The 12,528-nt window shown below is 62.9% G+C and carries 9 protein-coding genes; 5 read left to right on the forward strand and 4 right to left on the reverse strand.

Features of this window, described 5'->3' with window-relative positions; translation table 11 throughout:
- Positions 1-47: 47 nt before the first annotated feature.
- Positions 48-2,891, reverse strand: a complete 2,844-nt coding sequence (locus O0881_RS15375; RefSeq protein WP_289912005.1) for a pitrilysin family protein — start codon at positions 2,889-2,891, stop codon at positions 48-50.
- A 282-nt stretch (positions 2,892-3,173) separates the two neighbouring features.
- On the opposite strand from O0881_RS15375, the gene O0881_RS15380 reads away from it, so the two are divergent.
- From O0881_RS15380 to O0881_RS15390, 3 genes are all read left to right on the forward strand, one after another.
- Positions 3,174-3,449 carry a hypothetical protein gene (locus O0881_RS15380; protein ID WP_289912006.1) on the forward strand — a complete coding sequence of 92 codons (276 nt, stop codon included), beginning with the start codon at positions 3,174-3,176 and terminating at the stop codon, positions 3,447-3,449.
- Positions 3,450-3,531: 82 nt separating this feature from the next.
- Positions 3,532-5,079, forward strand: a complete 1,548-nt coding sequence (locus tag O0881_RS15385) for a TerC family protein (protein ID WP_289906470.1) — start codon at positions 3,532-3,534, stop codon at positions 5,077-5,079.
- Between the two features lie 67 nt (positions 5,080-5,146).
- A complete protein-coding gene (locus tag O0881_RS15390; RefSeq protein WP_289912008.1) occupies positions 5,147-5,731 on the forward strand; it encodes a DUF3617 domain-containing protein in 585 nt (194 codons plus the stop codon).
- On the opposite strand, the gene O0881_RS15395 is transcribed toward O0881_RS15390, so the two are convergent.
- Positions 5,719-6,780, reverse strand: a complete 1,062-nt coding sequence (locus O0881_RS15395; RefSeq protein ID WP_289912009.1) for a porin — start codon at positions 6,778-6,780, stop codon at positions 5,719-5,721. The genes O0881_RS15390 and O0881_RS15395 overlap by 13 nt on opposite strands.
- A gap of 367 nt (positions 6,781-7,147) precedes the next feature.
- Between O0881_RS15395 and O0881_RS15400 the strand changes: the two genes are divergently transcribed.
- Complete coding sequence (locus O0881_RS15400; RefSeq protein ID WP_289912010.1) at positions 7,148-9,259, forward strand: site-specific recombinase; 2,112 nt, start codon at positions 7,148-7,150, stop codon at positions 9,257-9,259.
- The gene (gene cls / locus O0881_RS15405; RefSeq protein ID WP_289912012.1) at positions 9,256-10,647 is read left to right on the forward strand and encodes a cardiolipin synthase; all 1,392 of its coding nucleotides are present in this window, start codon (positions 9,256-9,258) and stop codon (positions 10,645-10,647) included. The genes O0881_RS15400 and cls overlap by 4 nt, the downstream gene beginning before the upstream one ends.
- 139 nt (positions 10,648-10,786) lie before the next feature.
- Here cls and O0881_RS15410 read toward each other — a convergent pair whose 3' ends face one another.
- The gene (locus O0881_RS15410; RefSeq protein WP_289912014.1) at positions 10,787-11,605 is read right to left on the reverse strand and encodes a metallophosphoesterase; all 819 of its coding nucleotides are present in this window, start codon (positions 11,603-11,605) and stop codon (positions 10,787-10,789) included.
- Between the two features lie 4 nt (positions 11,606-11,609).
- On the reverse strand, positions 11,610-12,518 hold the full coding sequence (locus tag O0881_RS15415) for a diacylglycerol kinase family protein (protein ID WP_289912241.1): 909 nt from the start codon (positions 12,516-12,518) through the stop codon (positions 11,610-11,612).
- Positions 12,519-12,528: the final 10 nt, after the last annotated feature.

Below are 12,528 nucleotides of genomic sequence, written 5' to 3' on the forward strand. Positions count from 1 at the left end.
CTTGCCAACGGGCTTTTTCCATTTAAAGCAGCTTATTTTGAAGCAGCTTATTTCGACGTCGTTGCCTTGGCGCCGCTTTCACCCTCTTTCGCCACCTTGGCGAAGTCGCCCGCCGTCACGATCGACACGGCCGAAGGCTTCAGGTAGTCGCGCAAGCCCTGGTTCACTTGCGCCAGGGTCAAGGCGGCCACTTTGGCTTCCAGGTCCTTGTTGTAAGCCATGGTGCGGTCTTGCGCCAGATAGCCGGCCAGTTCGCGCGCCAGGCCCGCATCCTGCGTGCGCTCCACTTCTTCCGATTGCAGCCAGCCCTTTTTCGCTTCCGTCAATTCGTCTTGCGTGAAACCGTCGGCCAGCACCTTGGCGATTTCCTCGCGCAGGGCCGCTTCCACCTTGACCGTGTTTTGCGGCGCACTGATGGCATACGCCATCCAGTAACCGGCCGGTTCGCGCGATGGAATGCTCACTTGCGAGCCGACGCCGTACGACAGGCCTTCCTTCTGGCGGATGCGGTCGGCCAGGCGGCTGCGCAAGGCGCCGCCGCCGAGCATGTGATTGGCGATCAGCAAGGCGGGATAGCTGGCGGCGTCATCCTTGAGGGGAATAGGCTGGATGGCGAACAGCACGCTGTTCGCCTTGTCCGGCGTTTCCAGTTTAACTTTCTCGCCGCTGACGGGCTTGACGGTGTCAAGAATGCGCACATACGGCTGCTGCGCCTTCCAGCTGCCGTACAGGCTGGCCACTTGCGCCTTCAGCGCGGCCGGGTCGAAGTCGCCCACGGCAGCGAAAGTCGCGTTCGACGCGCCATAGTAGGCGCCATGGAAGGCTTTCACGTCGGCAACCTGGATGGCTTTCCATTGCGCCAGCTCGGCCGGCAAGGTGGCCACGTGGCGCACATGGCCTTCCGGCGTGGCGTCGAGCAGGCGGCGGAAGGCGTTCACGGCCAGCGGTTGCGGTTCAGGCAGTTCCTGCTCCGCGCGGCCGACGCGCTCGCGCTGCAATTCCAGGAATTCCGTCTCGTTCAAGGCCGGCTTTTGCAGCACTTGCGCCAGCAAGTCCATGGCAGCCGGCAAGTTTTCGCGCTTGCCCGTCAGCATGGCGGTGACGCCCTCGGCGCCGCCCGTGATGGCGACCTGCATGCCCAGCTGGTCGAACTTGTCCTTCACTTCCTGGCGCGACAGTTTATCCGTGCCGCGCGACAACAGATTCGCCGTGTAGCTGCCCACTTGCCCCTTGCCGCGCAAGCTCTCTTCGCTGCCGATCCGCAGTTTCAACACGACGCTGACGGTGCTGCCCTTGGTTTTCTTCGGCAGCAAGGCGCCCTTCAAGCCGTTCGGCAAGGTGAAGCGCGTGGTGCGCGCTTCGATATTGTCGGGGCTGGGGTCGAACGCCTCGCCCTGCGCCACGACGGCGCGGCCCGTGTAGCCGGCCAGTTGCGGCGCCACGTCGGCGTAGGCCGGCACGACGGTGCGGTCCGGCGCATCGGTCGGGATGAAGCGGCCCAGGGTGCGGTTCGAGCTCTTCAGGTATTTCTCGGCCGCCGCCTGCACTTGCGCCGTCGTCAGCTTGTCGAGCTGGTCGCGCTGCAGGAAGAACAGGCGCCAGTCGCCGGCCGCCAGCGATTCCGTCAGGGCGATCGTCAGGCTCGCCGTGTTCGAGGTGGCCAGTTCGATCTGCTTGTTCAGCTGCTGTTTCACGCGCGCCACTTCCGCGTCCGTGACCGGCTGCGATTTCAAGTCTTCCAGCACTTTCAGCATGGCCGCTTGCGCCGCATCAAGGTTGCCATCGACGGGCACCAGCGCGCCGAACAGGTTGTAACCGGGCTCCAGGTTGCTCACGGAATTGTATTCGATCTTGCTGGCCAGCTTGGTTTCCACCAGCGCCTTGTGCAGGCGGCCGGCCGGCGCGTCCGTCAGCACGTGGCCCAGCACCTCGATGGCGACGGCGTCCGGGTTGCCGGACGGCGCCACGTGGTAGCCGGCGCCGACGAACTGCGTGCCGCCGCTGCGGCGCACCGTCACGGCGCGCTCGCCATCCTGCACGGGTTCGGCCGTGTAGGTCGGCTCGATCACGCGCGTCGGTTTCGGGATCTTGCCGAACAGCTCATTGATCTGCTTCAAGACCTTGGCTTCGTCGAAGCGGCCCGCCACCATCAGCACGGCGTTATCCGGCTGATAATATTTATGGTAAAACGCGCGCAGGCGGGGAATGTTCACCTGTTCGATGTCGGAACGGGCGCCGATGGTCGACTTGCCATAGTTGTGCCAGTCGTAGGCGACGGCCTGGATGCGTTCGCTCGTCACGCCGATCGGGTCGCTTTCGCCCATCTCGAATTCGTTGCGCACGACGGTCATTTCGCCCTTCTGCGTCTTCGGATTCCACAGGTCGTTCTGGTCGATGGCCGCATTCACCATGCGGTCCGCTTCCATGGCCAGCATCTGGCGCAGGTTGTCGTCGTTGGCGGGGAAGGTGGCGTAGTAATTGGTGCGGTCGTACCAGGTGGTGCCGTTGAACTGGGCGCCCGTCGAGTTCAGGATCTCGACGGGGGTCTTGGTTCCCTTCTTGACGCCGAAATTGGCGCTGGGCTTGAACAGCAAGTGCTCGAGCAAGTGGGCCATGCCCGTTTCGCCATAGTTTTCATGGCGCGAGCCGACAAGGTAAACGATGTTGGTGGTCAAAGTGGGCTTGCTGGCGTCGGGGAACAGCAGCACGCGCAAGCCGTTGGCCAGGCGGTACTCGGTGATGCCTTCGACGGACGTGACTTTGACGGCGGCGCGGCCGGGCGCAGCCTTGCCGGCTTTCTGGGTCGGCGCCGCTTCCACCGGAGTGGCGGCAAGGATGAACGAAGGCGAGAGGATGCCGGCGGCAAGCAGGAGGGCGGTAATGGGTTTCAAGGCAGAGTCCTGGTAACACTACGTTTTAGACAAGCGCAAAAGCGGCGCCATGGAATACAAACGCAAGAATTGCCATGGACCCGCGCTGCGTCTTCGCCGCCCAGGGAAATCATTGCTCTCGCAATTTACGGCATACTTATCACTTACGCAAGTCCTGTCATCGAGCTGTTATGTGCCCGTGTTATACTCCATGGTTCCAGAACTATCTGCCTGTATATGAGACGAGCTCTCGTCCTGCTCTGCCTTTTTGTTTTCATCGCGTTACCCCAGGCGTTCGCCAACATGGCCTACGCCAGTCCTTCCCCATTCCAGCATGCAATCGCGGCCGGCGCTGCCGCCACGCCCGCCTTCGACATCGATTGTGCTGACGCCAGCCTCCATGCGGACCTGCCTGGCGACAGCTGCGATACTGAAGAATGCGACAACGACCCCATCACGCTGTACCCGAGCTCGCGCCAGGGGGCGCCGTTTTGCGCCATCATTTGGCAAGCGGGACCGGGCGCACTTGCCGAAGCGGACGTGCGGCTGGCCACCCGGCCGCCGCGCGTCCGCCCCTGAAGACATGCATGCAGCACCCACGCGCCCGGGGCTTTAGCCACCAGGCACGCTTTACACTGATCGACTTTACAAGGTTATACACATGGAATGGTTATTTGACCCGACAATCTGGGTCGGCCTGCTGACGCTGGTCGTACTGGAAATCGTACTGGGGATCGACAACCTGATTTTCATCGCCATCCTGGCCGAGAAATTGCCGCCGCACCAGCGCGACAAGGCCAGGGTGCTGGGCCTGACCCTGGCCCTCGTCATGCGCCTGGGCCTGCTCTCGCTGATTTCCTGGCTGGTCACCCTGACCACGCCATTGTTTTCCATACTGACATTCTCGTTTTCGGGACGCGACCTGATCCTGCTCGTCGGTGGCCTGTTCCTGCTGTTCAAGGCCACCAGCGAGCTGCACGAGCGCCTCGAAGGGGTCACGCACGCCCAGACGGGCCCGAAAGTCTACGCCGGCTTCGGCCTCGTGGTGGCGCAGATCGTCGTGCTCGACGCCGTCTTTTCGCTCGACGCCGTCATCACGGCCGTCGGCATGGTGGAAAACCTGTACGTGATGATGGCGGCCGTCGTCATTTCCATCGTCGTCATGATGCTGGCGTCGAAAGTGCTGACGCGCTTCGTCAACGCCCACCCCACCGTCGTCGTGCTGTGCCTGAGTTTCCTGCTGATGATCGGCCTGTCGCTGGTGGCCGAAGGCCTGGGCTTCCACATTCCGAAAGGATATTTGTACGCCGCTATCGGTTTCTCGATTGTCATCGAATTCTTCAATCAGCTGGCGCGCCGCAACTTCCTCAAGCTGCAGTCGAACGCCCCGCTGCGCGACCGCACGGCGCAAGCCGTGCTGAGCCTGCTGGGCGGACGCAAGGGCCGCGAAGCCGTGGAAGAGCACGAAGTCAAGGAACTGCCCGACGTTTCCGCCTTCGGCGTGGAAGAGCGCAACATGGTCAGCGGCGTGCTGACCCTGGCCGAACGCTCGATCCGCTCCGTCATGACGCCGCGCGGCGACGTGTCGTGGGTCAACCTGAACGACAGCAGCGAAAAGATGCTGCAATTGCTGCGCGAAACGCCGCACAGCATGATTCCTGTCTGCAATGACGACCTGGATAACGTGGTCGGCATCGCGCGCAGCAAGGACCTGATCGAGGACCTGGTGTCGCGCGGCAAGATCGACCCGGACAGCATGCGCGAAGCCGTCGTCGTGCCGGAAGCGGCCGGTGTGCTGAAAGCCATGGAAACGTTAAAGCGCTCGCGCGGCCAGCTGGTGCTGGTGGTCGACGAGTTCGGCACCGTGCAAGGCGTGCTCACGCCCATCGACATCCTGGAAGCCATCGCCGGCGAATTCCCCGACGAGGACGAGCAGCCGGACGTGGAAGTGCTGGGCCCCGGCCACTGGCGCATCGATGGCGCGACGGACCTGCATTACCTGGAGCAAGTGTTCGAGACGGAAACCCTGGTCAGCGAAGATGGCGAATACAACTCGCTGGCTGGCTTCCTGCTGGCGCATTTCGAAAACATGCCGGCCGTGGGCGAAGTGCTGGAACTCGATGATTTGCGTTATGAAATCGTCGAGGCCGACGAGCGCCGCATCGCCTGCGTGGACGTGCGGCGCATCGAGCCCGATCACAGTTTGTAACACAATGGCAAGCGTGCCCCGCTTGCCATGCCGTATGCTTGGGTCTGCCCATACCGGAGACCCCACGATGAAAAAATCCCTGCTACGCCTGACCCTGCTGGCTTGCGCCGCCTTAGGCAGCCACGCCGGCGCCCACGCCGCCGCGCCATCGCCCACCATCAAGCCGGGCCTGTGGCAAGTCGACAGCAAGATGGCGTCGCCGGACGCCGCCACCGACAACGCCATGTCCATGGTGCTGCAACAACTGGGCAACCTTCCTCCCGATCAACGCAAGCAGCTGGAAAGCATGGCGGCCAGCCGCGGCATGGCCATGCCCACCGTGGGCGCCGACGGCGCCGTGCGCGTGACGGCGTGCGTGACGCCGGACATGGCGGCGCGCAAGCAGATTCCCACGGGCCAGCCCGGTGATTGCAAGTCGAAAAACACGGACATCGCGGGCGGCATGCAGGTATCGTTCACTTGCGCCAACCCGAAATCGAGCGGCGAAGGCAAGGTCATGTTCACGGGCGACCAGGCTTTCAACATGCAGCTGGCCGTGACGACCAGCGCGCGCGGCGCGCCGGAACAGGTGAACGTGACGAGCAGCGGCAAGTGGCTGGGCGCCAGCTGCCCGGCCCCGGCCCCTGCCGCGGCGTCAATTCAAAAGCCGTGACGGAAGCCCAGGTTGAACGCTGCATCGCCGCGGCCGCTGTCGCTGGCATTGCCCACCGTGTAGCGGGCGCCGTTCTTGTTGTGGATCTTCGCGTAGGACGCGTAGAAATCGCTGCGCTTTGACAGGGAATACGTGAGGCCGACGGCTGCCTGGCTGGCGTCGCGGTTGGCCAGGTCGCGGTCATCCTTGCGCACCCAGGACGCCAGCAGCTTGAAGCCGCCCATGGGCACGGACACGCCCAGCAAGGTGTCGCGGCTGTCCGACGACGACATCGACAGGGCCAGCGCGCTGTAGGCATTGTTCGGGTCCCACGGCGAGCTGCCATAGCCCTTGTTCACGCCCACGGCGGCAAAGACGGTGGCCACTTTCAGGTCGACATTCGCCGCGATCAGGGTATTGCGGGCCGACATGTCGATGGCGGGCAAGGTGCCGGAAGCGAGGATGAGGTTATTCTTGCGCTGGTGCGATACGCTGACATTCACGGCGCCGGCCGAATAGCCGAGCGTGGCGCCATACGCGCGGTTGCTGGCGTTGCTGTACGGCGACTCGCCAAAGCTGTAGATGGCGCTGGCAGTCACGCCGCGCAAGGCGGGCGTCACGTACTTGACGGTATTGTCGTAGCGTTTCACGCTGTAGCCGGCCAGGTTGCCGGCGCTGCCGGCCATGCCGCCCTTGAACGGGTCGGCCACGTCGGTCAGGGCCAGGTAGTGCGGATTGTACTGGCGCCCCAGGGTCAGCGCGCCCAGGCGGCTGTCGAGGCCCACGTAGGCCTGGCGGCCGAACAAACGGCCCTCTTCCGACTGGCCCGTGTCGTTCTGGACGCCCGCTTCCAGGGTAAATACGGCGGACACGTCATTACCCAGCGCTTCGCGGCCCTGCACGCCCAGGCGCGAACCGGACGCGACGCCGCCGGATACCTTGGTGTTGGCACAATTGGCGGCGCAGCCCCGCTCGGCCACGATGCCTGCGTCGAGCACGCCGTACACGGCAACGTTAGTGGATGCGGCACTGCCTGCGCCATCGGCAGCCTGGGCCGGTGCAAAAAGCATCCACGGCCCCATCCCTATCACAGCAAGCGCAAAATACGAGGTCTGCATGATAAATATCTCGGTAACGTGAATTGAAACTTCCCGGTATTGATCAGGACATGCGCTGTGTGTCTGATCTTAGTGTTACCTTATCCTCGCTTTTTGTCCAGCCATCCGTGCGTTGTACAACAGAAACTTCAGCTTAGGCCATGAAACCGCGTCGCGTACTGACAACACGCAAGAGTGAGCATGATTCAGGCAATTTGCGGCAAAATGGCGTTAAATGCAGGCCCTGCCGTAAAGCAATGTTCGGTGGCGAACGTTGCGAGAATTGACGCAGGCGGTACACTACTGGTTTTACCGACAGCGGCTCGCCCGTTTTTTCTGCATGCTAGCTATCCTCGAACGCATTGACCCCAACTCCAGCAATATCGACTTGCTGGTGGAACTATTCAACTCACTGCGTCCCAAGCGCCCCCACGACAGCGCTACCGCGATTGCCAACGTGCGCACCCTGCGCCAGCTTCTCAAAGGTAACCCCGCGCAAGCGCGCGCCCTGCACGAATACGTGCTGCGCGTGCTGGCCGCGCGCCGCCACGCCAGCCTTTACACCGATATCGGCGTGCTGTCGAACAGCGGCTTTTTCACGGAATTGAAACGCCGCATCGCCTACCGCATGCTGCCGCCCGCCCTCGGCGACGAATACCTGAACGACGCGCTTGACCAGGTGCTGTACCTGAAGACCGATTATTTGTGGATCAGCAACGTGCCCGCCACGGACTGGCTGGAACTGTTCGACGTGCTCACCAGCGACGACATCGAACTGGCCGTCGGCGATGGCAATATCATGCTGCCAGGCATGCTCGACGCCATCCGCACCCTGTCCTACCGCGTCTGCGCCATGGGCCTGGAACCGGAATTGACGCGTTTCCATAGCGAAATTGAAGTGTTCCAGTCGCCGTTCATGGTGCAGAACACGGAAGTGAACGCCTACCTGGACGCCTATACGAATCTGCTGCACGGCGATATCGAGCACATCGAGGATGCGCGCCATTTGCTGGTGATGCTGGACCAGTGCGACGCCGTCATCGCCAAGATCCGCAAGAAGGCGCTGTACCAGGGCACCAGCATTCCCCTCACGTATCTGCTGGTGGCGCTGGCGCAAAGCATCGAGCGCCTGCGCAAGCTGCTGTTCCTCGTCGACACGAGCGGCGAATTGCCGGCCTCGAACAACGTGGACATCGCCGCCATCACGGTGGACGCCACGCAAGACTTGCTGCACCCGCAACCCGTCAGCCGCCGCCGCGCGGGCGCCGTCGGGCTGGCGCTGGAACTGATCCAGGCGCACAACAACAAATACAAGGTCAGCGACCTGTTTTCCGACAATATCAACTTGCTGGCGCGCAATGTGACGGAAAACGCCAGCCGCACGGGCGAGCATTACATCGCGGAAAACCGCCGCGAAATGGGCGCCATGTTCCTGTCGTCCGCGGGCGCGGGCGTGATCATCGGCTTCATGGCCCTGTTCAAGATATTGATGTCCTACCTGCGCTCGGCGCCGCTGGTCGAAGCGTTCATGTTCAGCATGAATTACTCGATCGGCTTCATGTTCATCCACTTGCTGCACTTCACGGTGGCCACCAAGCAGCCGGCCATGACGGCGTCGCGCATCGCAGCCGGCCTGCACAGCAAGGATGGACGGAATATCGACCTCGACAGCATGGCGGAATTGATCAATAAAGTGTTCCGCACGCAAAACATGGCCGTGCTGGGCAACCTGGCCACGGCCATCCCCACGGCGTGGCTGATCGCGCTCGGCTACAAGGCGATCACCGGGCACAACCTGGTGACGCCCGAGAAGGCCATGCGCTTGCTGCACGATATCGATCCCATCGGCAGCCCCGCGATCTTTTACGCCATGATCGCCGGCGTGTGCCTGTTCGTCGCCGGCCTGATTTCCGGCTACTACGACAACCAGGCCCTGTACACGCGCTGGGCGCAGCGCATCGCGCAATTGCGCGGCCTGGGCCGCGTCATCGGCCAGGAACGCCTGCAGCGGCTGGGTTTGTACCTGGAAAACAACCTGGGCGGGCTGATGGGTAACTTCTATTTCGGTATCCTGCTCGGTTCCATCGGCACCCTGGGTTTCCTGATCGGCTTGCCGATCGATATCCGCCACATCACCTTCTCGGCCGCCAACTTCGCCACCGCGCTGGTGGGCCTGGACCACAACATGAGCTGGCAACTGGCCGTCAAGTCGCTGTCGGGCATCTTCGCCATCGGCACGGCCAACCTGCTGGTGAGCTTCGGCCTGGCCCTGTGGGTGGCCCTGCGTTCGCGCCAGGTACGCTTCAAGCACGGCATGCAATTGCTGAAGATCCTGGGCAAGCGCTTCCTGCGCTCGCCCATCGTCTTCTTCTTCGGCTCGAAAAACCCGCCACCTTTGGCATTGGCCGATGACTCGGCAAACCTGTCACCCACGACCAAGGCTCAAAAATGACCGCCAGGCGCATGCAACCCTGCCTCACCGCCCTACTGCTGTGCTGGACCCTGGCTGCATGCGCCTCGCTGCCCAATGTCAAGAATCTCAACACCACCCTGGAGCCCGTGGCCAAGCCCAAGGTGATCACGGGCAAGGGCGCCGTGCTGAACGTCAACAGCCGCGCCGCCCTGCTCAACAAGCGCTGGGCGAAGTCCGGCATGGATTTGAAAGCCCAGGCCGCGCTGGAAGAGGCGGCCACGGGCGTGCCCTTGATCAAGGGCAACAAGGTGACCCTGCTGTTTGACGGCCCGCAAACGATGGAAGCCATGTTCCAGGCCATCAGCGAAGCGAAGAACAGCATCAACCTGGAAACGTATATCTTCGACCAGGACCCGCTGGGCCTGAAGTTTGCCGACATGCTCATCGAAAAGCAGCAGGCGGGCGTGACGGTCAACGTCATCTACGACAGCGTGGGCACCCTCGGCGTGCCGCAGGCGTTCTTCGAGCGCATGCGCGCGGCCGGCGTGCACCTGGTGGCCTTCAACCCCGTCAATCCCGCCAAGCTCAAGGGCGACGACTGGAAGATCAACAACCGCGACCACCGCAAGGTGCTGATCGTCGACGGCAAGACGGCGTTTACGGGCGGCGTCAACATCAGCGACACCTATGCGAAAAGCTCGCTGTTCCGCTCCAAGAACAAGTCCGCCGACAAGAGCGACGTGGGCTGGCGCGATACCCACGTGAAAGTGGAAGGCCCGGCCGTGGCCGCCTTCCAGTGGCTGTTCATCCGCACCTGGGCCCAGCAAGACCAGGCCGACTTGCCGGACGCGAATTACTTCCCCACCCTGTCGGAAGTGGGCGACAAGCTGGTGCGCGTCGTGGCCAGCGAGCCGGACGGCGGCTTCGAAATCTACAAGGCGTATATCCTGGCCATCCAGGAAGCAAAAAAATCCATCCACATCACGTCCGCCTACTTCGTGCCCGACCAGCAGACGGTCGATGCGCTGGTGGCCGCCGCGAAACGTGGCGTAGATGTGACCGTGGTGCTGCCCGGCGTGTCCGACAGCGGTCTCGTATTCCATGCGGGACACGCGCTGTACGACCAGCTGCTGGCCGGCGGCATCCGCATCTTCCACTTGAAACTGGCCGTGCTGCACGCCAAGACGGCCGTCATCGACGGCGCCTGGTCGACGGTCGGCTCGACCAACATCGACATGCGCAGCTTCCTGCATAACAGCGAACTGAACGTGATCGTGCTGGGCGACAGCTTCGGCCGCGAAATGGAAAACGCCTTCCAGGAAGACTTGCGCGACTCGGAAGAGATCACCAGGGCGAAATGGGAAACGCGGCCGATTGCCGACCGCATGAAGGAGTGGGCGGCCCGCTTCATGAACTACTGGCTGTAGCGGAGTAGCCATCAAAAAGTCCAGGGCGTTGTTGCATTGCCTCGCCGTACTATTCGTACTGTCTTCGGCAACGCGCCTAGCCCTGGCCATTTTGCCGGCCACTCCTGATGCCGGTTGCCGCCTACCCCATTAATTCTGGCTACAGCGGCCGCAAGCTGGCCCACACGCCGCCCTGGCGCGCGAATGCTTCCGTGCTGACTTTTTCAAAGTCGGCGCTGTCTTCATTCCAGCTGTAGCGCTCGACGCGGATACAACTGTTTTCCACGCGCAGCACGTTGAAGGAATTCGATTCGCCCCTGCCCCGCGTGGACGTAGCCGTGCCCGCCTGCACCATCAGGGCAGCGTAGCCGGCGATCTTGTAGCGCTCGGCCGTGTTGCCCGCCACGCTCGCATGCAAGTGCCCGGCCAGCAATAGATCCACGCCGCATTCGGAAAACATTTGCAGCGCCAGCGGCGCACGGTCGACCAGATCATCGTCGTCGAAGTGCTCGGGCAAGTCAAATGGATGATGCGTGACGATGATGCGCGTCAACCCGGGCGGCAAACGGCCCAGGCGTTCGCGCAGGAAATCGATCTGCTCGTGGCTGATGCGGCCATCCTTGAACGTCAGCGAGCGGGCCGTATTAATGCCCAGCACGGCGATTTCCTCGTCCACATATTCGGGCGACAAATCGTCCGTCACATGGCGCCGGTATTTCACCAGCGGCGTCAGGAAGCGGGAAAAGACGTTATACAGAGGCACGTCATGGTTGCCCGGCACCACGATCTGCGGCCCCGGCAAGCTGTCGAGAAACTGCCGCGCTTGCTGGAACTGGGCGCTGCGGGCCCGTTGCGTCAAATCGCCCGACACCACCACGACGTCCGGTTCCAGCCGTTCGACGAGCGCGCGCAAGGGCGCCAGCAAGTCCGCGTCGACCTTGCCAAAATGCAAGTCGGACAAATGCACGATGGTACGCATGGCCTTACTCCCCGGAAGGTGCCGGCGCAGGCACCAGCACCGTCAGCGCGGCGGGGCGGATGCGGTACTGCAGCGGCGTATTCATGACGGTCACTTCGCCATCCGTGGCCACGCGCAGGCGCCGGTGCTTCGTGGCGATTTCCAGGTCGGTCGCCGTCAGCACGTCGAAATCCTTGGCCTGCGACAACTTGCCGAACAGCGCATGCAAGGCCAGCTTCAGCAATCCCAGGCGGCCCGGACGCTGCGCCACGTACAGGCTCAACTGGCCGCCATCGAGCCGTTCGCGCTCGCCGATATTCAAGCCTTCCATCAGGTATTCATTGTTACCGATAAAGACAAACGGCGTGCGCCGCGCATGCACGGCGTCCTTCAGTTTCAATTGCACGCTGAGGAAGGGATAGCGGCGCAAGGCCGCCACCAGCGCCCAGCTGAACGCCAGCCACTTGCCCCGTCCCAGCCGGCGCTGCTGCTTTTCGCGGTCGCGCACGATGTCGGGATACAGGCCCAGGCTGGAATTGTTCAGGAAGATGCGGCCATTGACTTCACCCACGTCGACCTGGTGCGGCACGCCCTGCGCCACGTTGGCGATCGCCGCATCGAGTTCGAGCGGAATGTTCAAATCCTTGGCGAAATGGTTCAGGGTACCCAGCGGCAAGACGCCAAACGGCGTGCCGCTGCCGACGACGACGGACGCGACGGCATTGATGGTGCCGTCGCCGCCACCGGCCACGACGATGGGCGCGCCATCGCGCAGCGCCTGCCCGGCCGTGGCGATCATCTCGGCGCCGCTGGCGGCCAGGGTGATGGCGGCGTCGAGCCCCACGGCGGCGAATTTCGCTTCGAGCTGCTGCGCCCAGTCGGGCGCATAGCCGCAACCGGCGCCCGCATTGATGATGACTGCAATCTTGCTCAGGATGGTTTCC

It is taken from the genome of Janthinobacterium sp. SUN100 (assembly GCF_030397705.1).
Classification (GTDB): Bacteria; Pseudomonadota; Gammaproteobacteria; order Burkholderiales; family Burkholderiaceae_D; genus Janthinobacterium; species Janthinobacterium kumbetense.

Bases quoted from the DNA above. Each gene is read 5' to 3' on its own strand.
- O0881_RS15380 (WP_289912006.1), top strand. From the start codon at position 3,174: ATGGCCTACGCCAGTCCTTCCCCATTCCAGCATGCAATCGCGGCCGGC.
- O0881_RS15385 (WP_289906470.1), top strand. From the start codon at position 3,532: ATGGAATGGTTATTTGACCCGACAATCTGGGTCGGCCTGCTGACGCTG.
- O0881_RS15390 (WP_289912008.1), top strand. From the start codon at position 5,147: ATGAAAAAATCCCTGCTACGCCTGACCCTGCTGGCTTGCGCCGCCTTA.
- O0881_RS15395 (WP_289912009.1), bottom strand. From the start codon at position 6,780: ATGCTTTTTGCACCGGCCCAGGCTGCCGATGGCGCAGGCAGTGCCGCA.
- O0881_RS15400 (WP_289912010.1), top strand. From the start codon at position 7,148: ATGCTAGCTATCCTCGAACGCATTGACCCCAACTCCAGCAATATCGAC.
- cls (WP_289912012.1), top strand. From the start codon at position 9,256: ATGACCGCCAGGCGCATGCAACCCTGCCTCACCGCCCTACTGCTGTGC.
- O0881_RS15410 (WP_289912014.1), bottom strand. From the start codon at position 11,605: ATGCGTACCATCGTGCATTTGTCCGACTTGCATTTTGGCAAGGTCGAC.